At 34.8% G+C, this 24146-nt stretch carries 13 protein-coding genes; all 13 read left to right on the forward strand.

Annotated elements, in window-relative coordinates:
• The first annotated feature begins 2 nt into the window (after positions 1-2).
• The 13 genes from PQO00_RS09630 to PQO00_RS09690 all read left to right on the forward strand — a co-directional run bounded on the left by PQO00_RS09630 (position 3) and on the right by PQO00_RS09690 (position 24129).
• Positions 3-1340: a hypothetical protein gene (locus PQO00_RS09630; RefSeq protein WP_274184635.1), complete on the forward strand. Its 1338-nt coding sequence runs from the start codon at positions 3-5 to the stop codon at positions 1338-1340.
• Positions 1341-1432: 92 nt separating this feature from the next.
• Positions 1433-4243 carry a pitrilysin family protein gene (locus PQO00_RS09635; protein WP_274184636.1) on the forward strand — a complete coding sequence of 937 codons (2811 nt, stop codon included), beginning with the start codon at positions 1433-1435 and terminating at the stop codon, positions 4241-4243.
• A 1035-nt stretch (positions 4244-5278) separates the two neighbouring features.
• A complete protein-coding gene (locus PQO00_RS09640) occupies positions 5279-5824 on the forward strand; it encodes an RNA polymerase sigma-70 factor (RefSeq protein ID WP_274184637.1) in 546 nt (181 codons plus the stop codon).
• Between the two features lie 209 nt (positions 5825-6033).
• Positions 6034-7206 carry a FecR family protein gene (locus PQO00_RS09645; protein ID WP_274184638.1) on the forward strand — a complete coding sequence of 391 codons (1173 nt, stop codon included), beginning with the start codon at positions 6034-6036 and terminating at the stop codon, positions 7204-7206.
• A gap of 83 nt (positions 7207-7289) precedes the next feature.
• A complete protein-coding gene (locus PQO00_RS09650) occupies positions 7290-9002 on the forward strand; it encodes a lamin tail domain-containing protein (RefSeq protein ID WP_274184639.1) in 1713 nt (570 codons plus the stop codon).
• Between the two features lie 240 nt (positions 9003-9242).
• Positions 9243-12755 (forward strand): TonB-dependent receptor, encoded by a 3513-nt coding sequence (locus tag PQO00_RS09655; protein WP_274184640.1) that lies wholly within the window; start codon positions 9243-9245, stop codon positions 12753-12755.
• 21 nt (positions 12756-12776) lie between these two features.
• Positions 12777-14504 (forward strand): RagB/SusD family nutrient uptake outer membrane protein, encoded by a 1728-nt coding sequence (locus tag PQO00_RS09660; RefSeq protein WP_274184641.1) that lies wholly within the window; start codon positions 12777-12779, stop codon positions 14502-14504.
• 85 nt (positions 14505-14589) lie between these two features.
• Positions 14590-15564, forward strand: a complete 975-nt coding sequence (locus PQO00_RS09665) for an endonuclease/exonuclease/phosphatase family protein (protein WP_274184642.1) — start codon at positions 14590-14592, stop codon at positions 15562-15564.
• A gap of 176 nt (positions 15565-15740) precedes the next feature.
• A complete protein-coding gene (gene pafA / locus PQO00_RS09670; RefSeq protein WP_274184643.1) occupies positions 15741-17417 on the forward strand; it encodes an alkaline phosphatase PafA in 1677 nt (558 codons plus the stop codon).
• Between the two features lie 45 nt (positions 17418-17462).
• Positions 17463-19379 carry a PQQ-binding-like beta-propeller repeat protein gene (locus PQO00_RS09675; RefSeq protein ID WP_274184644.1) on the forward strand — a complete coding sequence of 639 codons (1917 nt, stop codon included), beginning with the start codon at positions 17463-17465 and terminating at the stop codon, positions 19377-19379.
• 11 nt (positions 19380-19390) lie between these two features.
• Entirely contained in the window at positions 19391-20260 is an 870-nt protein-coding gene (locus tag PQO00_RS09680) for an endonuclease/exonuclease/phosphatase family protein (RefSeq protein WP_274184645.1), read from the forward strand.
• Between the two features lie 192 nt (positions 20261-20452).
• On the forward strand, positions 20453-21304 hold the full coding sequence (locus PQO00_RS09685; RefSeq protein ID WP_274184646.1) for an N-acetylglucosamine kinase: 852 nt from the start codon (positions 20453-20455) through the stop codon (positions 21302-21304).
• 23 nt (positions 21305-21327) lie between these two features.
• Positions 21328-24129: an endonuclease/exonuclease/phosphatase family protein gene (locus tag PQO00_RS09690; protein ID WP_274184647.1), complete on the forward strand. Its 2802-nt coding sequence runs from the start codon at positions 21328-21330 to the stop codon at positions 24127-24129.
• Positions 24130-24146: the final 17 nt, after the last annotated feature.

Below are 24146 nucleotides of genomic sequence, written 5' to 3' on the forward strand. Positions count from 1 at the left end.
AAATGGGGTTTGTAACCGATAAACAAACATTGGATGATTTAAACATCCTAGGGCGCTATAAAAGTAATTCTATCTTCAGCATATTTAACCAAACGATAACTATTGGAGGTGGCAGATTATTGGAAAACATGTTTCAGCAACCTTTAACCCATGCTGAAGCCATTAATGAACGTAGCAAAATATTTTCATTTTTTGAAACACTAAATGTGTCTTTGCCTTTTGATAAAGAAGAGTTTGAAATTGTAGAGAATTATCTACGTAGCCCTGAATCTAAAAATAAAATAGTTGCTGGTTTTAATATCACCAAAAGTAAACTATTGCATTTTATAGCTCATGATAGGGAATATGAGTTATTGCGGGAAGGTTTAGAAAAAACAATACCCCTTTTTTCTAAGTTAAAGCCTTTGATGAAAACCATTGAAAAAGCATCTATCAACACGCCATACTACAATAAAGCAAAAAAGATTGCTGACTTTTTGAGCAGTAAACATTTTGATCTGGTTATGGAACAATCTGTGCTCCCTTCATTTCCTTTAACGTTTCAAAATATATTAAAGTTCGATTACATTTTTAGAGGGTTGTTTCATAATGAAATAGAAGGCTTATTAAAAGAACTATATGAATTAGATGTATATATAACTGTTTCAGATGTATCAATAAAAAAAGACTTTAGTTACGCAAAAGCTGTAGATAAAAAAGAGGAATTCATTGACATAAAAGGTATGTATCATCCGTGTTTATCGGGAGCTGTCAAAAATGATGTACACATCTGTAAAAAGCAAAATGTTTTCTTTTTAACAGGTGCAAATATGGCTGGTAAATCTACTCTTATGAAATCTTTTGGTGTTGCTGTTTATTTAGCACATATGGGGTTTCCGGTAGCTGCAAGTGACATGACATTTTCAATTCACGAGGGGATTTATACTTCTATCAATGTTCCAGATAATTTAGAAAAAGGATATAGTCACTTTTATGCTGAGGTATTACGTGTAAAACATGTAGCTGAAGAAGTAGCCACCAACAAACAGTTAGTAGTCATTTTTGATGAACTATTTAAAGGAACCAATGTAAAAGATGCTTCAGATGGAACCATAGCCATCGTTGATGCTTTTTCCAAAAGAAATGGAACATTTATTATTTCAACGCATATTATGGAAGCTGGAGAAGCTCTTAGAAAAACGAACAATAAATTGTTCTTTAAATATCTGCCCACCATAGTAAAAGGAAATGTACCAACCTATACTTATACTTTACATGAGGGGATAACAGATGATCGCCAAGGCATGATGATCATCCAAAATGAAAAAATACTGGATATTATCAATGGGAATATTAACTAAAGAATTGAATTTTAACAAAAAATTGATAGGGATTACTGCCTATTGAATCATTATATAAATAACCTAAAAAAAGAAAAATAATAAGAACTATCATGAAGCATATTTTAACCTTTACAATTCTATTATTCTTGGGGCTCGGTCAAAAAGGACAGTCACAATCACTGAACTATAACAATCGGCTACCAGAAGATAACTCTATAACAAAAGGAGTGTTGCCCAATGGTATGACCTATTACATAAAAAGTACTAATGTCGTTAAGGATGCTGCTAGTTATTACATCATACAAAATGTAGGGTCTATTTTAGAGAATGATGACCAGCAAGGATTGGCACATTTTTTAGAACACATGGCATTTAACGGAACTAAAAATTTCCCTGGCAAAGGTATTTTAAATACACTCCAAAAACACGGGGCAGTATTTGGAAAGGACATTAATGCTTATACCAGTTTTGATGAAACCGTTTACAACTTAAGTAATATTCCAACCAAGGATGGATTGATAGACACTTGCTTAACGGTTTTAAAGGATTGGTCTAATTATTTATTGTTAACCGATGAAGAGATTGATGCTGAACGTGGTGTGATTAAAGAAGAGTGGCGTACCCGTCAAAATGGTCAGATGCGTTTATATAAAACATCATTGCCAATTGAGTTCAATCATTCAAAATATGCTAATCGCTTGCCAATTGGGTTAATGTCAATAGTGGAAAATTTTGAATACAAGGCACTTCGCGATTTTTATCATGATTGGTACAGAACCGATTTACAGGCTATAGCTGTGATAGGCGATATTGATGTTGATGAGGTTGAAAAGAAAATAATAGAAAAATTCTCGGAAATTCCAGCTATAGAAAACCAAAGGGAGCGTTTTGTTGTAGATATTCCAGATAATGATGAGATGCTGTACAGTTTGGGAACGGACCCCGAGGTCTCAACGGCCTCCATCAGTTTTGGTATTCGGCATAAAAAATCACTGGGACAAGAGACCGTCGGGGATCTAAAGCGCCAGCTGTTGGAATCCATGGCGATTGGCATGCTCTCGGCAAGGATCTCGGAGCAGGCCCAAAAACCGGACGCCCCCTTTTTGGGAGCAGGGGTAAGTTATAGGTCCATGTCCAGGACCTCCAAAGTGTTCAGCATCAGTGTTTATCCGAAAGAGAATAAGCAGAAAGAAGCTTTTGGTGCAGTTTTAACAGAAGTGAAAAGAGCCGTAAAATATGGGTACACCCAGCCAGAGATAGACAGGGTCGTTGCACAGCTAAAGAGTTCTTACGAGAACCAGATTTCCAGATTGGACGATAGGGGCCATGGACAAATAGAGCGAGCCATCCAGAGCAACTATCTTGAGAACAAGACCATTTCGGACGTAGAAAAGGAATATGAAATATCAAAACACATATTGGGGTACGTTACAAAAGAAGAGCTCCACCAAACCATAAAGCGGTTGTACGCCAAGGACAATAGGTACCTGAACGTTACAGGGGTCAAGGGACAGGATAATCTAACGGAAGACCAAGCTATTGAAATCATATCCAGTGTAGAAAACGATGGCGCCATTAGCCCATATACAGAAGACTTGCAAGGAGAAAGTTTGGTGTCAGGATTAAATATTAAAGATGGAACGATAACAAACACCAAAACAAATAAGGATATTGGAGCCACTACTTTTGTGTTGGGCAATGGTATAAAAGTACATTACAGATTTGTTGATAAAGATAAGGACAAGGTGTCCTTGAGCGCGATCAGTTATGGAGGGACATCACTGTTAAGCCATGATGACCTGCCTTCTGCCAGTTTGCTGGGTAATTTGATCCAGATGTCCGGGCTGGGTGATTTCTCGGCAACAGACCTAAGAAAGGTTTTGGCAGGTAAAACGGCCCATGTGAGTATTGGCTTGGGGGATATCAGCGAAAGTGTCTCGGGATCATCAAACACAAAAGACGTTGAGACCATGCTGCAAATGGTCTATCTGTACTTTGTGAGACCGCGTTTTGATGAACAGGCATTCCATGTCCTAAATGATAACATAAGCAATTACATAACCAGAAGAAGTCAGGATGTCGGTGAAATAATGGGGGACAGCTTAACAGTTTCCATTTATGGAAAAGACAATCCTAAAAGGGCCATTTTCAACCAAGAATACACAAATAAGATCTCTTTTGAAAAGATCAAGGCCGTATATGAGGATCGCTTTGCCGATGCCTCGGATTTTGAGTTCTTTATCGTGGGGGACGTAAAGGAAAACGACCTAAGGCCCCTTTTGGAGAAATATTTGGCCAGTATTCCAACAGGCCACATAAAAGAAACCTTTAAGGACAACGGTGCAGAATGGGTGTCAAGCAATATAGACAAGGACATCTATTTAAAAATGGAAGATCCCAAGGCATCGGTGAACATGGCCTATAAAAAGAAGATGCCTTACTCTCTTAAGGACGATATTTACACAAGCGCTCTAGGTAATATTCTGCAGTTACGTGTTACCGAAACCGTCAGGGAAGAGACAGGAGGGGCCTATAGCCCAAGAGCGATGGCCAAGTTTTATCGAGAGCCCAGACCGATGGCCTATGTTTCTTTTAATTTTGACTGCAACCCCGACTTGGCTGATAAGCTTACGGAAATGGTCAAGGGAGAGCTTCAGGACATAGGCAATGGAAACATAAGGCCAGAAGACCTGGGCAAGATCAAAACAAATTTCATAAAAGAGCGTGAACAGTCAAAAGACAGGAACGGTTATGACATGTCATTGCTTGTGAACTTCTTTAGATATAACTACAACATAGATGACCCAAAGAATTTTGAGGACATCGTAAATGGGATGGTAGCTAAGGACGTTCAGGAAATGGCGGGCAAGATTTTAAATGGCGCACAAACCTATGAGATCGTGTTCAAGCCTTTAAAGTAATAAACGGAATAATTGAAATGTCCACAAAGGGAATGGGAAGCAGATTTTTTTTGTATAGATCCAAAAAAACAGAAAACGATTGATAATGAATCTTAATTTTAGTTAAAGCAATCATTCCCTTTAAGGCATAAGAGACAAAAATAGTAGTCTGAAATAACCATGTTGATTTAAAATGATCATAAATTATTTTATAGTTGTTTTTTTGAGTTAGTCGCTTAAATTGGATTATTTTGAGTTAGTTGCACGGCACTCCAGTGATGGGGTGTCGTGTTTTTTTAAATGGTATGGTAGCAAGGCATTAAAGAAACAGTTTGTTTTTATGAGCAATTTCCCAAACAGCCAATAGCGTTTGAGGGTTTTTAAACATGGGTGCTTTGGCAGGAAAGAGGGTTAAGGATGAGAGTATTAAAATAAAAAAACCTTCCAATATAAGCACTAAATCGCAAAATATTTCCCAACTCAAGCGGTTTAAAAAAAACAATGATAGAAGAGTAAATCAGGGCTGTATAATAATATTTAGACAGCATATTGTTATTTTTTTAGCCCTCATGGAAACAGTAAGAATGATAAAGAAAGTTCTACTGCCGAATGCTAAGGCTTAAACCTACAAATAATCTATTTTCCTTGCTGCTTAATAGCTAAACCATTTTAAGCTTTTAATAGATGTGACAGAACTAGGTTTGATAATAATTTGATTTCTATAAAAAAATAATAGCTTTTAGTCTTTTTTTATTTGATTTACAAGTTATTAAGCGTGTTTGCAATACATTTAAAATCTTTCAGTTTATTAATTTATTAAGATAATAAGCCAAAAAAGTTAGATATTGCATCCAATATTAATGTTTTTTATGTATTCTGTATAAAATTACAGTTTTAATTATAATAACAACTAAAATTAAAAAAGGTGTTATTTATTAACCTTAACTTTTTAATATCTTAAAGTAGTAGCATAAAAATTGACAATAATTTAATTTCAATTTTTATGATTTTTTTTATTATTGCGGTTAATTTGACTCCCAATCATAGCATATTTTTGTGAAAGAACTAGATAACAATTTTTTGAGTAGTAAAGATTTAAAGAAAATATTTTATTCACATTATGAGTCTTTGGTGGTGTATGCAAAGAGGTTTATATTTTCTATGGATGCATGTGAAGATTTGGTTCAAGATGTTTTTGTCGAACTATGGGAAAAGGAGGTGAAATTTCCTGATGAAGTTTCATTAAAAGCCTATTTATATAAAGTTGTTCGTAATAAATGCTATAATATTATAAAGCATAACAAAGTAAAAAATAAATATGCTGAAAATATTAAACATGCTATTGAGGATGATAATCTTTTTTTAAAACAAATAGTAGAGGAAGAAATTGTAAACCATTTATATAAAGCTATTGAAAAACTGCCAGAAAGAAAAAAAGAGATCATAAAGTTAAGCCTTAAAGGTTTAAAAAATAATGAGATTGCTGAAGAGTTAGGTATAAAACTCCAAACGGTCAAAACATTAAAGTCTCAATCGTATAAAATTCTGAGGGAACAATTTGCAGAGTTAAGCACTTTTATCTACTTTTTATTGATGGACTAATTAGAATAGTCCTTAATACCCAAAATAAATTTTAAAAAAAATAAAAAAAAGCACTCCACAGATAATCTTCTAATAATTTGTTTTCAAGAGTGTTATATTGATATTTTCTGATTTTTACCCCTTTTAATTTATTTATTTCCTAAAAAAAAGTACTTTTTAATAGTACCTTATTAAAACATGGTTGTTATATAAATAAATAATTTAACGGAATGATTGATTTTTTTACGATATCAAAACTAATTATTAAAAAGTATTTGAAGGTTTTAAATGAAGCCGATAAAAATCAGTTCAATAAATTCAGTGTTCAATATCCATTTTTAAAGGATATTAAAATAGAGTCCTTAATGGACAAGGTAGAACAGTATTCATCAATCAACAAAGACAAAGCTTGGGAAGCTATTGAGGATAAAGTACTTAAAAAAGACCCGGCAGTTATTCCATTACAAAGAACGCCTTGGATTAAGTATGCAGTTGCTGCAACAATTATTGGAATTTTATTTTCAGTCTATTTAATAAAAATCAATTATTTCGGTTCTACAGAAAAAGTTGTTCCGGTAATAGTTAATATTGATACAATTGAACCAGGTACAAACAAAGCTACTTTGACTTTAGATGATGGATCCCATATTGTTTTGGAAAAGGGAGAATCATACAACACTAATGAAGCTAGTAGCAATGGCGAACAGATAATTTATAAGTCTGGACAGAGAACCTCATCCGAAATAGCATACAATTATTTAACAATACCAAGAGGAGGGCAATTTAACATTAAGCTATCGGACGGTACTAAAGTATGGTTAAATTCAGAAACACAGTTAAAATACCCAATTAGTTTTATAAAAGGAGAAATACGACAAGTAGAGCTTGTTTATGGTGAAGCCTATTTTGATGTGTCACCAAGTACCGAGCACGAAGGTTCAAAATTTGTGGTAAGAAATCAAAAGCAGGATATAGAGGTATTGGGTACTGAGTTTAATATAAAGGCATATAAAGATGAAACAACCATATATACAACTCTTGTAGAAGGTAGGGTGTCAGTGTCTTCTGCACAAACAAATAAAGTATTAAAGCCAAATCAGCAATCAAAACTAAATCTTTTAGATAATTCTATTTCTGTTAATGAAGTTGATGTGTATAATGAGATTTCATGGAAAGAAGGTGTATTTAGTTTTAATGGAAAGACGCTTCAAGAAGTTATGAAGGTTTTGTCTCGCTGGTATGATGTAGATGTAACTTTTGAAAATGGAATTGATAAGAAAGAGGAGGAGTTCGTTGGTCTTTTTAGTAAAGATAAAGGCATAGAAAACATTTTAAAAACAATGAAAAATTCAGGAACAATAAATAATTATGAAGTCTATGGTAAAAAAGTAATACTCAACTAAAGGGATTTTGAGATAAGGCAATAATAAAGGTGTTGTCTATTTTATATAATTAACTATGACTAAACATTTAAAACTAAAACAGAATGACAAAAATTACACTATTTATTTTAGTATGCTTAACAACTTTTATTGTTAACGCCCAAACAACTGTTTTTCAGGAAAATTTTGAAACAGGCAATTCAGCAACACAATCTGTAGAAAATTGTAATGACGGGGATAGCGATTTTTTTATCAGAACAAATGGTTCAGATATAAGTTCAAACTACGAGGTATCTGATAAGGAAGGAGATTACTTTTTTGCAGCTCAAGATTTAGATGGAGATTGTGGAAATATTACTCAAACGTTATTGTTTGATGATATTAATATATCAGGATATACAAGTTTAGCATTGTCGCTTCTTGCTGCAGAAGACCAAGCAGATGATGGATTAGGAGATTGGGATCCTGAAGATATGGTTTCAATTGCTGTTGATTATGATAATAGTGGTACGTTTACTAAAGTATTGCAATTTGCTGCAGACAATTCCGCTAGTAATCGAACTCCTGGATTGGATGCAGATTTTGATGGCACTAATGATGGTACACAAAACCTTACAAGTGCTTTTGCAGAATTTACAGCACCTTTAGGTACAGGAACTGTAATGGATGTGTTAATAACATTTACACTCACTTCTGGAGAGGAAGACATTGCTATTGATGATTTTCGTATTATAGATGGGGTGCCTCCATCTGTGGGTTTTGATACTATTACCACAAACTTAGAAGAAACAGATGCTACACAATCAATATCAATTCCAGTAACGTTGCTGGGCTATTCAGGTAGTAATGTTTCCTTAAGTGTTTCTGTAGATGGTTCTAGTACAGCAGATGCAGGAGATTATACTTTAAATACGAGTACGCTTACTTTTACAGGGAATGGAACACAAAATATTTTAGTTGACATTCATGACGATGCCGATACTGGTGAATTAGAGTCTTTAGTGTTGGTTATGTCTGAAACGACCTCAACAGGTAGTACGTTGTTGAAAGATACACATACTATTTTTATTCAAGATGATGACTTTTTAGTAATTAATGAAGTTTTAACTAGACCGGACAGTGACGCTAATGGAGATGGAACAAGTAGTTCTTCAGAAGATGAGTTTATTGAGATCATTAATAACAGTGGTTCGAGTATAGATATTTCAAATTATGAGATTCACGATGGTGCAGAAATGAGACATGTGTTTCTTTCTACAACAATTCCAGCAGGAGGATCTATAGTAATATTTGGTGGAGGAACTCCAACTGGTATTAGTGGTTTAGTGCAAACAGCAAGTACGGGCAGTTTTGCTCTTAATAATGGTGGTGATACGGTAACACTTTACAATGGTGTAGGAGATATATTGTTACAACATGTATTTGGTGCTACACCAAACCTTTCCGATGGGTCTTTTGCAAGAAACCCTGATATTTCAGGAGCATTTGTATTTCACACTACTATAGCAACTAATCCGGTAAAGTATTCACCAGGCTTATTTAATGCAGATGGAACTACTTTAAGCACTAAGGAAAATAGAATATCACAAGATTTATTAATTTACCAAACTAAATACAATACACTAAAAGTAAAAGGGTTAGAGGATTCTAATGCTAATCTTAAAATGTATTCAGTATTAGGAAAGGAAATAGCAAGTGAAAGTTTATTAAATAATAAAGAGATTGATTTAACAAACTTATCAACCGGTATTTATTTTGTAAGAATTCAAGATAATAATGGTATTTATTTAAAGAAAATATTCCTCAGGGGAAAATAAGTTTTTAGGGACTGAAAAATTTCCCAGTCAAAAATAATTATATTGGTAGTGAATAAAGAGTGCAACTTAAGGTAATAAATAAAATAAAAAAAGGGAGCGAAATGAACATTTGGTCGTGGCTCAATTTCGTCCCTTCATCTTGTATAACTAAACTAATGTCTAATTAAACAAAGTAAATTTATGAAAATTAATTTAATACTAGTTCGTTGTTGTTTTCAAAAAACGAATCTAGTTAATATTATGAGAACATTTATATTTCTATTGTGTACAACCGTTTTTAGTCTCTCAACTGATAAATCTTTCTCACAAGACAAAATAAAGATCACAGAAGACCAAACTGTTACTGTTGATAAGGTTTTTGAGATTATTAAGAACCAAACAAACTATAATTTTATTTATCGAAAAAAGATTTTTAAAGATGCACCAAAAGTGCAATTAAAAAAAGGAGAAATACTTATAACAGAGTTGTTGAAAAAAAGCTTCTCTGGTAGTAATGTTAAATATAAACTAAATGATGAAGGCGTAATTATTATTCAAGAAATTGATTCACAGGAAAAAGCATCGATAAATAGTTTGCAGGGGTATGAGGTGTCTGGCACAATCAGAGACCAAACGGGTCTTCCTTTGGCAGGAGCCAATATAGTTGAAAAAGAGGTTGACAATAATGGAGCCCAAACAGATTTTGATGGGAACTTTTCTTTAACGGTGCGTGACCAAGATGCTATACTTGTTGTCACTTACATTGGTTTTGTTACTAAAGAAATTCCTGTTAATGGAAAAACCTCGTTTACTATAACTTTAGAAGAGGATACAGCGCAATTAGATGAGATTGTTATTGTTGGTTATGGTGCACAAAAAAAGGTTAATTTAACAGGGGCTGTGGGGGTTATAACTGCGGAAGAAATCAATGATAGGCCCGTTATAGATCTTGCAAAAGCTTTACAAGGAGCTGATCCTTCCGTGAACCTTACTTTTAATACAGGCGTGTTGGATTCTGGATACAATATAGATGTAAGGGGGTCTGCATCCTTGAATAGATCCAACCCTTTGGTTATTGCAGATGGTATAGAGGTAAATTTAAACCAAATAAACCCAAATGATATCGAATCTATTTCTGTTCTAAAGGATATTTCAAGTGCTGCAATATATGGAGCCAGAGCATCGGCAGGTGTTATTCTTATTACTACAAAATCAGGAAAAAATACTAATAATAAGGTTAAGATTAATTTTAATACTAGAACAGGGTTTGCTCAAAATACAACATCAACGGATTTTATAACTACGGGCTATGACCATGTTAGTATCGTAAATCAATTTTATGAAGCACACGAAGGAAGACAAATGCTAGACTATAATGCTGAAGAAATGCAAATGCTATACGATAGGAGAAATGATAGGGTTGAGCATCCAGACCGCCCATGGGTTGTTGTAGGTGACGATAATAAATATAGATATTATGGTAATTTTGATTGGTTTAATTATTTCTACCGAAAAACGCGTCCTGAAAATGAACATAATATTTCAATTAGTGGAGGCAATGACAAAACAACCTATTTTGTAAGTGGAAGGCAAATGAAGCAGGATGGTATATATAATATTTACCATGATAATATGACTTTAGGAACCTTTCGAACAAATTTAAAAACAGAGATTAAGCCATGGCTTCGATACACTAGTAGTATTACCTATTCCAACAGAATTTATAAATACGCAGGAAGATTTCTAGAACAGGGAACAGTTAGTGAATTGTCAAGAAAAGCCATAGCATCATTTGTGCCAAGAAATCCAGACGGATCCATAGTACAGTATCCCACTCAATTCCTGCCAGGTTCTCCTATAGGTGGTGGTCATGGAGGATTTTTAACTGCAGATAATTCACGAAATTCTAGAGGCACAAAGACTTTTATTATATCAAATCAATTTGATTTTGATTTAAGGAAAGATTTATCGGTTACAATGAATTATGCATATAAATATGAAAATAGGTTAATAAAATACCGTAGTAATACATTTGAATATTCTGATGAGCTAAATGTGTTTAATACCTATCAGGCAGGTTCTATTTATGATTATTACAGAGAACAGCATAGAGGCAGAAATAATCATAACATAAACTTGTATACCACATATAACCCTTATTTGAACGATAATCATAACTTAAAAGTGGTTGTTGGAACTCAATATGAAGAGTACCGAAATACAGATTTGTCGGTAAGACAATATGACTTGTTAAATGAAGATTTAAGCACATTCGCAGTAGGGGCTGGAGAAATAGAATTAGCACAATCGATAAATGCATTTAAGAACTTAGGTTTCTTTGGACGCTTAAATTATGATTATAAAGGGAAATATCTTTTTGAGGTTAGTGGGCGTTTTGACGGAACATCTAGATTTAGAAAAGGAGAACAATGGGGCTTCTTTCCTTCTGCATCATTAGGATGGAGAATGAGCGAGGAAGGTTTCTGGAAAGGAATAACCCCAATAATAAACAACAGTAAGCTTAGATTATCTTATGGAAGTTTAGGTAATCAGCAAGTCGACAATTATGCCACTTTTGATGAAATATCACCTAATATTCAAATGGATTATACTTTTGATGGAATTTCAAGAGCAAGTAGAGCAGGAATATCCGATCCTATTTCTTCTTCTTTAACATGGGAAACCGTATCTATGCTTAATGCGGGGCTGGATTTATCTTTCTTAAATAATCGTTTAAACTTAACATACGATTATTATATAAGAGATACAAAAGATATGTTGCAACAGTCATTAACACTTCCTGCAGTATATGGTGCTGATACGCCTACGGCTAATACAGCAAATCTACAAACTAAAGGATGGGAATTAGACCTTTCATGGAAAGATCAGTTTAATTTGGGAGAAAAGCCTTTTAAATATAATGTAGGATTTACTTTAGGGGATTACGTAACAAAAGTTACTAAATACAATAATCCAGATAAATTAATAGATGAATTTTATGTTGGTCAAACACTAGGTGAAATGTGGGGGTATAAAGTAGCAGGATTATTTGCAAGTGATGAATATGCTGCAGCTTATCAAGCTGCAATAGATGATAGCGCTGTAAATAGGAGAGTGTATAGTGGATCGGTAAACAATTACTTACAAGCAGGAGATGTCGAGTTTATAGATCTTAATGGAGATAACGTTATTAATGAAGGTTCAGGTACTGTAAGTGATTCAGGAGATAAGAGAATAGTTGGAAATAGTTTACCACGCTATTCTTATTCTTTTAGAATTGGCGCAAACTGGAAAGGCTTTGAAATATCGGCCTTCTTCCAAGGGGTGGCAAAACAAGATTGGTTTGCAAAACCGGAAACAACAGATCTTTGGGGGCCTTTTGCATATCCAGGAGCATCTTTTATACATAAAGATTTTGCTTCTAAATATTGGACTGAAGAAACCCCTAATGCCTATTTTCCAAGACCACGAGGCTATCAAGCATATGCTGGTAGTTCTTTAAATGTTATATCGGATAGATATCTTCAAGATGTATCATACTTAAGACTAAAAAACTTGACTATTGGATATACAATTCCATTTAAGTTAAAAGGTTTAGACAAAGTTAAGGTATATGCTACTGGAGAAAATCTGTTTTACTGGAGTAAATTAAAGCGTCATACTTTAACAATTGATCCAGAACTTACAAATACCAATGCTACTTACGATGCAAATACAGGACTAGGGTATTTTTATTCTAAAACAATTTCTTTAGGTGTTAACATATCAATGTAATAAAATATAAAATAATTTAAGATGAAAAAAATAAAGGCTATTATACTAATGTTATTTACATTCTTTTATTGGGGATGTTCAGATTTAACATTGGTTCCAGAAGATTCATTAAGTCCAGATACTTTTTTTTCTTCCGCTGAAGAGTTGGAACTTTGGACTAATCAATTTTATACACAGCTTGCAGGGGCAAATGGATCAGTTGGCTCAAACTCCGATGTTAATATAGATATAAACTTGGGCTCTTTAATGGAAGGCAGACGTGATGCTTCAAGTGAAGATGGATGGACTTGGGGTAGGTTAAGAGACATAAATTATTATCTCCAAAATTCGTCTAATTGTCCTGATGAAACAGCAAGACAGCACTTTGATGGAGTTGCCTATTTTATGCGTGCTTATTTTTATTTTATAAAAGTAAGACGTTATGGCGATGTGCCTTGGTATGATCAAGTACTGGGATCTGCCGATGAAGACCTTCTTTTTAAACCTCGAGATGACCGTGGTTTTGTAATGGACAAGGTCATCGAAGATATAGATAGAGCTATAGAATTACTACCAGCAACTAAAAGCTCCGTTAGGGTTACCAAATGGACAGCATTAGCCTTAAAAACAAGAATGGCATTGTATGAGGGTACATTTCGTAAATACCATGGTCTAAGTGATTGGGAAAAATATTTACAACATGTAGCTGATGCAGGATTGGATTTCATCCAGAATAGTGGTTATTCAATTTATAACCAAGGAGCTGAGCCTTATAGAGATTTGTTTATAAGTGATGAAGCTATCAATCAGGAAGTTATTCTTGCAAGGGTTTATAGCTCTGTAGCATTAGTAATGAATAGTGTACAATTTGGCTTAGATAGAGATAAACAAGGGTTTACCCGAAATTTTATGAATCATTATTTAATGACCAATGGGGAGCGTTTCAGTTCACAATCAGGATGGGAAACAATGATTTTTCCAGATGAAATCCAAAATCGAGACCCACGTTTAGCCCAAACTGTTCTAACACCAGGTTACATACAGAAAGGGACTTCAACACCTACCATAAACAACCTTGCGTCATTAACAGGATACCCAAGTATAAAATTTGTATCCACTCCAGATTATGATGGTAATAATAAAGGAATAGCCGATTGGCCACTGTTTAGAACTGCTGAAGTCTACCTCAATTATGCTGAAGCTAAAGCTGAATTGGGAACAATCAATCAATCAGATATAGACATGTCAATCAATAAGCTTCGTGCTCGTGTAAATATGCCTAACTTAATTTTAACAGCGGCAAATACGACACCCGATCCATTTTTAGTATCCTATTATACGAATGTAACACAAGGAGACAATATGGGAGTTATTTTAGAAATTCGTCGTGAGCGAACTATTGAGTTGGCTTTAGAAGGTTACCGGGAATATGATTTACTTCGTTGGAAAGAAGGGCAATTGTTTACCCGACCTTTTTATGGCTGTTATTTCCCTGGGTTAGATACTTACGACATGGATAACAATGGTTCTGATGATTTGGTGATTTGGTCTGGAACACCAGAAACTATATCAGGTGGAACTAGTTTGCAAGCTGGCGTTGATTTGATACTGTCTGATGGGACTTCAGGGTATGTTTTTGCCTATCCAAACAATAATTTAATTTGGGAAGAAGGTCGAGATTACTTATGGCCTATACCAGCAGACGAGCGTGTACGTTCAAGAGGAGTTTTAACCCAAAACCCAGGTTGGACAGATAGTACAGGATTTTAATTAATGTGTTATGCGGTTTAAAGTCTATTTATAACTGATTAGCACAACAAAGAAGGATAATTTAAAAAATTAAATATTATAAGCTATGTTTTCGAAAATTATTAAAAAACTATTTTTTGCGCTATGCGTTGTTGTTTTGTGCCATTGTAGTAGTGATTCTGGTGGTGGCGGTGATGACACACCTGTGATTCCAGAAAAAAGTTCTAAAACAACTACAGATGCGACCAATGTTGGTGGTGTAGTCAATGTTATGACGTACAATGTTTTAAATGACAAAGGACAAACTGGGTCTAGGCAGTGGTCGACAAGGCGGGTAAGTTTAGTAAACCTGATAAACAGGCATAACCCCGATTTCATTGGAGTTCAAGAAGCCTTTTCACACCAAGCCAAATATATCAAGGATCAAACATCGCTTAGCTATTTTGGTTATGGAACAGAAAGTGGTAAATCTGAAAACAATTCTCCAACTCCAGACGAGATTGTAAATTCTATTTTTTATAATGCAGAACGCTTTGACGTTTTAGAAAAAGGGGTCTTTTGGTTTTCAAATGACCCTGATACTCCTAATGTTGGATTTGGTGAAGGTACGAGTGATACACATTTTAGAAATTGTGTATGGGGCAAGTTCAAAGAAAATGTTGATAATGGCGAGGTTGTTTACATATTCAATACTCACTTCTCATTAAATGATAATATTCGTAAGCAACAAGCATCACTTTTAATGAGCAAAGTTGAGGAGATCATAGAAGAAGGTGAAAGTGTTGCTGTAGTTGGTGATTTTAATTCAGACCCCAATCGAGACACCTCATATAATATAATGACTAATGAAATAGATCCAATACATTTTATTGATACTAAAAGTGTGTCTCAAACCTCACCTAGTGGACCTTCGTATACAAAAACGGGTATGGATGTTGGTCCTCTCACTTCAGGAGAGAAAATAGATCATGTTTTTACTAGGAATGTAACTTCGTGCAATGCTTATAAAGTTATTCCAGATTATGAAGGCAATTATTATCCTTCCGATCATTTTCCTGTATTAACTGTTTTATCACTTTAACGAATTAACTGCTAGGTTCATAAAAAAGCAAAAATTCACAGGCTAGAAAAACAAAAAACCTAAACATAAAGACAGTTTTTAAGAATAACATTCCTGTAAAAAAGAATGATTATAAGGGATAAATACATCATTAAAAATAGTAATGTATGGCTTTAAAGCCATAAGCAAAACGAAAAATGAATCTAAAAAAAGACATAATAAAATACTTTACAATCCATGTTTTACTTTTTTTGGGTATGGGCATAAATGCTCAAACAGCCAAAAAAATCCAACATCAAGAAAAGCCAAAACTGGTTGTGGGAGTGATTTTAGATCAAATGCGTGCCGAATATTTAAATAGGTTTAAAGCGAACTTTGGTGATGATGGTTTTAAAAGATTAATGAAAGATGGCTTTAATGCAAAAAACACGCATTACAATTACATTCCAACAGCAACTTGTTTAGGCCATGCCAGTATCTATACCGGCACTACTCCAACCAATCATGGTATTGTATCAAACGATTGGTATAATAGGAGGCTGAAAAGAAAAATGTATTGTGTAGAAGACACTACTGTATTTTTAGTAAACAATTTGGGGATAGATACATCAACTGTAAACCATCGGTTTTCCAGATCGCCAAAAAACATAAAAACGACCACTATTACTGATGAACTTAAGCTTTTTTCCAATGGTCGTTCGAAAGTTATAGGGGTATCCATTAAAGATAGAAGCGCTATTTCCCCAGCTGGACACTTGGCTAATGCCGCTTATTGGTATAATAATAAGACTGGAGATTTTATAACTAGTTCTTATTATACCAAAACACTGCCAAACTGGTTGGTGGCATTTAATAAGAGCAAAAAAGCAGATTCGTTGCTTAATTCAACTTGGGCTCCCTTGTTACCAATAAATCAATATATAAATAGCAATGCAGATGATGATGATTTTGAAAAAATCCTTAAAGGAAGGAAGAAAAGCACATTCCCCTATAATCTAAAAGAATTAAGAAAAAGCAACGGTAATTATGCATTGCTTACAGAAACACCTTTTGGAAATAGTTTGCTAACGAAAATGGTTCAGGCAACACTTAAAGGAGAGAAGTTGGGAAAAGGTCCTGAAACCGATTTTTTAGCTATTAGCTATTCCAGTACCGATTATGTAGGACATGCTTTTGGAATTCGATCCAAAGAATTGGAAGATACCTATGTACGTATGGACCGTGAAATAGCTCAACTTTTAAAGGTTTTAGATGACCAAGTTGGAAAAGGTAATTATTTGCTGTTTTTAACCGCTGATCATGGTGCGAGCGACCATCCACAATTTTTAGAATCGAATCATTTACCAGGTGAGTTTTTTAGTGTACAAGATATAAAGACCGGGTTAAACAACCATTTATCAGAAGTATATGGGACTGCCGATTATGTAGCATATTTAGACAATACCCAATTATACTTTACTGATGAAGTACAAATACCAAAAGAAACCCTTATAAATGAAGCGGTATCTTTTTTAAAAAAGATACCAGGTGTAAAAGAGGTTTATGCACCAAGTTTAAACAGCTGGACTTTGGCTAATAGTTCCATTGGAGAATTAATTAGAAACAGTTTTGATCCTAATGAATCGGGTGATATTATATACCACATGTACTCAGGTTGGATGGCTAGTAGAAACTATGGCACTACTCACAGTACTGCCTATAACAGTGATACCCATGTGCCTCTGCTTTGGTACGGTTGGGATATTCCACAAGGTATATCGGTAAAGCCCTATCGTATCACGCAAGTAGCACCTACTATAGCTTTTATACTTGACATTCCCTTACCAAATGCAAGTGATAAGAGCCCTATAGAAGCCCTTTTTATAAATAATTAGAAAAGCATTATATCATAAAGAATTTTAACTAAATAATCATTAAACATGAAAGAAATACTCAAAAAGATAGTACTAACAATGGTTGTAGCACTAGCCATTTTTGGTTGTGAAAATGATAGTGTTCCGCCAATAGAAGCTAAAAGGCTGGTTGTAGAAAACATTGAATTTCAAGTGGCACATGAAAAAGTACAGTTATCTTGGGACAAACCAAGTAAGGGTACCCCCATTGGATACAGAATTTATGTAGCTGACGTATTGGTAGCTGATCTCGATGGAAGCATTACTTCTTATGAAATTACAGGTCTAGAGGTCAATACAGAACATAAAATTTGGATTGAATCTATAATTAGTGAAGATGAAAAATCTTTAAAAGTTCCTGTTTCAGTTTTTTTACCCGATGAACTTAATCTTCAAGTATATCCGGGGAATGAATTTGTTATAGCAAGATGGGAAAAACCTAATAGATCAGATATTAGCGGGTATTACTTATCCTGGACTCCAGGAGGAGAAACCGGCGTATTATTAGATGAAAATATCGCTATTTATCAAATTACAGAGCTTCAAAATTTCGAAGAATATACCGTAACATTATCAGTTGTATATGATGGGATAGCTTCTCCTGTTGAGGTTGTTTCCCAAGTTATACCAGGTCCTGTAGAACCTTTTACAACAAGTGAGGTTACTATGAGCGGGCAAACAATAGACTTTACATATAATCCAGCATTTTTAAGTACGAATACTGCTGTAACATGGGCTTGGGATTTTGGAGATGGAAACGCTTCTGAAATGGAAAACCCAGAACACACTTATGATACGCCAGGCATTTATAATGTAAAGATGACGGTAACAGATGATGCAGGACTTGTTTATGTGACCGAAACAGATTTATATGTTTGGGGAGTAAAATGGACCTTCGCAATTGGAGCAGAGGTAAGACCTCAAGCACCTGCGTTGGCAGATGATGGCACTATTTATATTTGTGCAAGAAGCGACAATAAATTTTATGCTATTAATCCAGACGGTACTTTAAAATGGGAATATACAGAGTTTACAGATTATTCATATGCTTCAGCTTCTATTGGAACTGATGGCACTATTTACGTAGCTTCCAGAGATGATAATTTACATGCCATAAATCCAGACGGTACACAAAAATGGATATCGTCGGTTGATAATAATGTTAATTATTCAACACCAGCAATAGCTGATGATGGTACCTTATATTTAGGATCAGATGAGGATAATTTATATGCCATAAACCCAGATGGTAGCAGAAAATGGGTTTTTGAAACGACAAACAATGTGAAATCATCACCAGCAATTGGTTCTGATGGTACCATATTTTTTGCCTCTGATGATGATAATTTCTATGCATTAAATCCAGATGGTACCGAAAAATGGTCGGCTAACATAGGTGGTAATTCCCAATTATGTCCAGCTATTGATACTGATGGTACCGTAATTGTTGCGGTAGGTCAAGGAGGTACAGATGGTTCTGTATATGCCTTTAATCCAGATGACGGTTCAATAAAATGGCATCTTCCAACATTTGGAAGAATAGAAGTAAGTTCTCCTGTAATAGCAAATGGAACTGTTTATGTAGGGACTAAAGATACCAATAATTTGCTTGCGATTGATGCCTCTAGTGGAAACCTACTATGGACATTTACTGTGGGTGGAATTATAGATTGCTCACCTGCTGTAGATAAAAATGGAACTATTTATTTCGGATCTGCAGACAATTATTTTTATGCTGTTAATCCAGATGGAACTTTAAAATATAAATATCTTACTGGAAACAGAATATGGTCTGGAGTATCCATCGGAGATGATGGCACGGTATACATTGGAGCCTATGATGGTAATCTTTATGCTTTTGAAATGTTTGCAGAAGGCTTGGCAGAAGATGCGTGGCCAATGCGCGGAAAAAACAATAAGCATACATCTAATGTTAAAGATTAATTAAATCTCAAATGAAAAAAACATTTCTGTTAATTATTATAAGTATAGCTATCTCAGTTACACTTCAGGCGCAGAATTATCGTATAGCTTCCTACAATTTACGGTACGATAACGAAGGTGACAGACCGGATAATGCCTGGGAAGATAGGTATCCACATATTGTAGACGTAATAAAAAAACACAATATAGATGTATTCGGCATACAAGAAGGGCTTTTTGGGCAACTTTCCGATTTATTAAGATCCATGCCCGATTACGAATATACGGGGCTTGGTAGAGAAGGTGCAAGAGAAGGAGAGCATTCAGCCATATGGTATAAAAGAGAGAAGTTTATCTTATTGGATTCAGGCGATTTTTGGTTATCTGAAACCCCAGAAAAATTAAGCAAGGGGTGGGATGCTGCATTTGAGAGACTATGTAGTTGGGCAAAGTTTTGTGATAAAGAATCAGGCTTTATATTTTATTTCTTTAACACACATTTTGACCACAAGGGAGATATAGCTAGAGCAAATAGTATTCACCTTATTTTTGAGCAGATAAAGAACATAGCAGGCAATAAGCCAGTTGTACTTACCGGAGATTTTAATATAGGACAACGAAGCAAGTGGTATGAGGAGTTTAATAAGTATCCAGAATTTTATAATGCTTATGATATAGCGCTTGACCTAAAGAATGAAAATACGGGAACTTTTAATGGCTTTGGAAAGGCGAAACAAACCGATGAAAGGATTGACCATGTTTTATTATCAAAGAACTTCACGGTCATTACCTATGAACTGGATCTAAATACGTATTCAAGTGGAAAATTCCCTTCAGACCATTTTCCGATAATATTGGATATACAGTTAAAAGAAGGTGCGGGGAACGCCAACAATAAATAGTATAAGTATTTATTAGAGTTAGTTTAGTTAATTAAAAAGGTGCCTTATTAATGGTTGGTTTTCAAATTAATAAGGTACCATTTTTAAAAACTTCCTTAAAAATTAGTTGATGTTACTGGGCTAAGCCTATGGTGCTTTTTGAAACTAATAAGAAGTAAATAACTGGTCATATGATTAAAAAAGTGTTAAACTATGATATTAATAGCAGATGGTGGATCTACCAAATGTGATTGGTTAGGTGTAGATTGCAATGGTAATATTCAATTAAGAGCAAAAACAAAGGGGGTAAACCCATCATTATTATCTAAAACAAAAATCTTAAAAATATTACAAGGTTCTTTAGAGTTGTCATCAAACAAGAACGACATCAATAAAATATACTTTTATGGTGCTGGATGTGGGTTTGAAGAACAACAAAAAGCCCTTAAAGAAGGGTTTAAGAAATATTTTACAAAAGCTAATGAAATTACGGTTAAAGAAGATTTAGCTGCAGCGGTCCATTCATGTACTAAAACACCTGCAATAGTTTGTATTCTTGGAACAGGATCTAATTGTTGTTTTTATAATGGAAATGAAATAATAACAAGAATGCCCCCAATGGGTTTTACCTTAATGGATGATGCGAGTGGTAATTTTATTGGGAAACAATTGTTAAGGGCTTATTATTTTAATCAAATGCCGGAGCATTTGGCTCATAGATTTAGTATGGAGTATAATCCAAACCCGGTCAAAGTAAAAAAGAAACTTTACAAAAAGGCAAATGTGAATGCCTATTTATCTTCATTTGCTAGGTTTCTATTCGATAACATTGAAGAACCATTTATGAAAGCACTTTTAGAAGATGCTTTAAAACTGTTTGTAAAAACCCACCTTATGTTGTTTAAGGAAGAATTAAAGAATTATCCAGTTCATTTTGTTGGTTCGATAGCATTTTTTGCAAAAGAGCAGATAAAAGAATTATTAAAAGAGCAAGGGTTCATTGTGGGAGAGTTTATTCAAAAGCCCGTTTATAGTTTGGTAAACTACCACATATCCAAAAAATAAACTAAATAACTAAACCAAATATTATGAAAAAAACCATTCTACTGTTAAGCTTGGTTCTTAGCACAGTAACCACAAGTGCCCAACTACTGTCATGGCAGTTTGGAGATCCAATTTCAAGTGGAGATGAGGGATCTTATGCTCCAACCCATGTTAACCCACACATAACAGCAAACCCACTAACAAGAGGCAGTGGGATTTTACCAATTGGTTTATCCCGGGGATTCTCTTCCAGTGATTTTACAATTAATGGGACTATGTCCGATGCGATTAATAATAATGATTATTATGAAGTCTCTTTTTCTGTTCAGCCGGGGTATACGGTTTCATTGTATAACATTGATGCAAAACTGAGAAGGAGTAGTTCAGGAGCGAGTTTTTATAGGTGGATGTATAGTTTGGATGGTACCACATTTTTAAATGCCAATACAACCGATGTTCCTTTTGATCCAACAGATACAAACGGTGCTTACCAAACAGAAGTGATGTTATCTAACATAGACGCTTTACAAAACCTTTCTTTTGGTACGACTATAACATTGCGACTATATTTATGGGGAGCTACAACATCTACAAGTACTGTTGCTTTTGGACGCTTTTCATCGGGAGATACAAGCCCTAGTCTGTCTATAGGAGGTAGGGTAGTCCGCAATGGAGATGAGTCATTGATTGGATTTCAATTTGCCCTTCCAAACTCTAGTGGTAATGAAGAGAGTTACCCATCTACATCCAATAATTTAGGAGTTTACAGTTCAACATTAAATAGAGGGTCAGGAATTCCCGAAGATAGTAATACAGGATTAAGTAGAGGTTTTACGGCAAGGAACTTTCTTCCCCTTAACGGGACTAAAAGCGATGCGTTAACAAATAGCAATTATTATGAGTTTGCACTGTCTCCTAAGGAAGGCAGTACCGCTTCGTTGACCTCATTAAATGTGAGGTTAAGAAGAAGCAACTCAGGGTGCAATGCATATAGATGGAGCTATAGTTTAGACGGCGTTAATTTTACAGATATGGGAACGGGAAATGTTCCATTTACAAGTGGCTATGATGGGATAGATCAGCCTGAAATAGACCTAGGCTCAATAGCTGCCTTACAAAATTTAACCTATGGAACAACTGTGACCTTTCGTTTGTATGCCTGGGGTAATACAACCGATACAGGCACCTTTGCCATTGGGCGTCACGTTTCTGGGGCTGTGGTCAACAGTTTAGAAGTTCATGGTGGTATAAGCCAGACAATAACACCACAGTTCAATGCAGGAACATATAATGTAAGATATGCAAACACCATAGATGCTTTAGATTTATGGGAAACGCGTTACCCACACATAGCCAACCTTATTAAAAACCATAATATGGACATATTTGGTGTACAAGAGATATCTTATAACATGTCTAATGAGCTTATGCCTCTGCTTCCTGAGCATACTTTGATTGGAGAAACAACAGAAGGAGGAACAGATGGATATTATTCACCTATTGTATATAATGTGGAACGGTTTACATTGCACGATACAGGTACCTTTTGGCTTTCTGAAACCCCAGACGTAATCAGTTATGGTTGGGATGCACAACACATAAGGATTTGTACTTGGGGAGAATTTACGGATAATATTTCTGGGCTGCATTTTTACTTTTTTAATACACATTTGGATCATGTTGGTGTAGTTGCAAGAGAGGAAGGGGTTAATTTGATATTCAATAAAATGAATACTATGGCATGTGACGATCCGGTAATTTTTACAGGAGATTTAAATATTGATCAGTTCGACTCGCTTTACATTGATATAAACAATAATGGCATTGTTAAAAATGCCTATGATTTGGCCCATAATCAAATAAACCCTTATCAAGGCACTTTTAATAGTTTTAATGTGAATAAACTTGATGACGTTGAACGTATCGATCATATCTTTCTAACCAATCATTTTAAGGCGAATACGTATGAGGTTTATACCGACACATACAATGGAGACCATTTTCCGTCCGATCACTTTGCAGTGAATACAAATGTACAAGCTAGACAGACAGATAAAGGAGAACTATATTGGGAGTTTCCCGAGGATTTTGAAAATGCGACAGCTCCAAAAACACTTTATGCGGCAGGCAACGTAACATTACAAACTGGAGCATGGTTATTTGAAGAGACTGTATTGCAGAACACAGCCAATGATAGGCCATCAAGTGGTGTTTATGCTGGCAGAATGCGTGGTTCAAATACAGCACCCTCTTATCTCGAGATGCTTTTTGATGTACCACATGGGGCATCCAAAGTAGTGGTTTGGTATAGCTCTTACGGAGCTTCTGGTGATGTACCTAGTGAATGGATACTTGAGTATTCTACAGATCAAGGAAGTACATGGAGCCAAATAGGGGATACAATTTCGGCTATAGAGAAAACAAAAAAGCAAGCCGTATTTTTAACAGACATTCAAGGCAATGTTCGTTTTAGGATAAATAAAGTAGGACTTGAGGCTACAACTATTGGGCGCCTTAGTATTGACGATATATCCATTTTTAGAAGTGAGACAACTTTAGGCTGTTGTGCAAGTCAAACAACCGAAATGCAAGAAACAAGTAATGTTGAAAGTTTTAAAGTCTTGTCGAATGACGAACAAACAAGTCTTTTGTTTGAGGCTAATGCAAACAATAAAGCTACTGTATACATATATGATTTGTCAGGTCTTTTAAAATTTAAGCAAAATATAGAAGTGTTTTCAGGATCTAACATGTACCCTATCCGTAAGTCATTATCACCTGGTTTATACATTGCAAAGTTTCAGTATTTAAACAAAACTGAGACGGTGAAATTTATCAAGAAATAAGGTATTTATAAAAAGAA

Origin of the sequence: Flavivirga sp. 57AJ16 (assembly GCF_028736925.1) — a bacterium.
In the GTDB taxonomy this organism is placed as follows: domain Bacteria; phylum Bacteroidota; class Bacteroidia; order Flavobacteriales; family Flavobacteriaceae; genus Flavivirga.

Coding starts and splice junctions, on each gene's coding strand:
- PQO00_RS09630 (WP_274184635.1), top strand. CDS start 3: ATGGGGTTTGTAACCGATAAACAAACATTGGATGATTTAAACATCCTA.
- PQO00_RS09635 (WP_274184636.1), top strand. CDS start 1,433: ATGAAGCATATTTTAACCTTTACAATTCTATTATTCTTGGGGCTCGGT.
- PQO00_RS09645 (WP_274184638.1), top strand. CDS start 6,034: ATGATTGATTTTTTTACGATATCAAAACTAATTATTAAAAAGTATTTG.
- PQO00_RS09650 (WP_274184639.1), top strand. CDS start 7,290: ATGACAAAAATTACACTATTTATTTTAGTATGCTTAACAACTTTTATT.
- PQO00_RS09655 (WP_274184640.1), top strand. CDS start 9,243: ATGAGAACATTTATATTTCTATTGTGTACAACCGTTTTTAGTCTCTCA.
- PQO00_RS09660 (WP_274184641.1), top strand. CDS start 12,777: ATGAAAAAAATAAAGGCTATTATACTAATGTTATTTACATTCTTTTAT.
- PQO00_RS09665 (WP_274184642.1), top strand. CDS start 14,590: ATGTTTTCGAAAATTATTAAAAAACTATTTTTTGCGCTATGCGTTGTT.
- pafA (WP_274184643.1), top strand. CDS start 15,741: ATGAATCTAAAAAAAGACATAATAAAATACTTTACAATCCATGTTTTA.
- PQO00_RS09675 (WP_274184644.1), top strand. CDS start 17,463: ATGAAAGAAATACTCAAAAAGATAGTACTAACAATGGTTGTAGCACTA.
- PQO00_RS09680 (WP_274184645.1), top strand. CDS start 19,391: ATGAAAAAAACATTTCTGTTAATTATTATAAGTATAGCTATCTCAGTT.
- PQO00_RS09685 (WP_274184646.1), top strand. CDS start 20,453: ATGATATTAATAGCAGATGGTGGATCTACCAAATGTGATTGGTTAGGT.
- PQO00_RS09690 (WP_274184647.1), top strand. CDS start 21,328: ATGAAAAAAACCATTCTACTGTTAAGCTTGGTTCTTAGCACAGTAACC.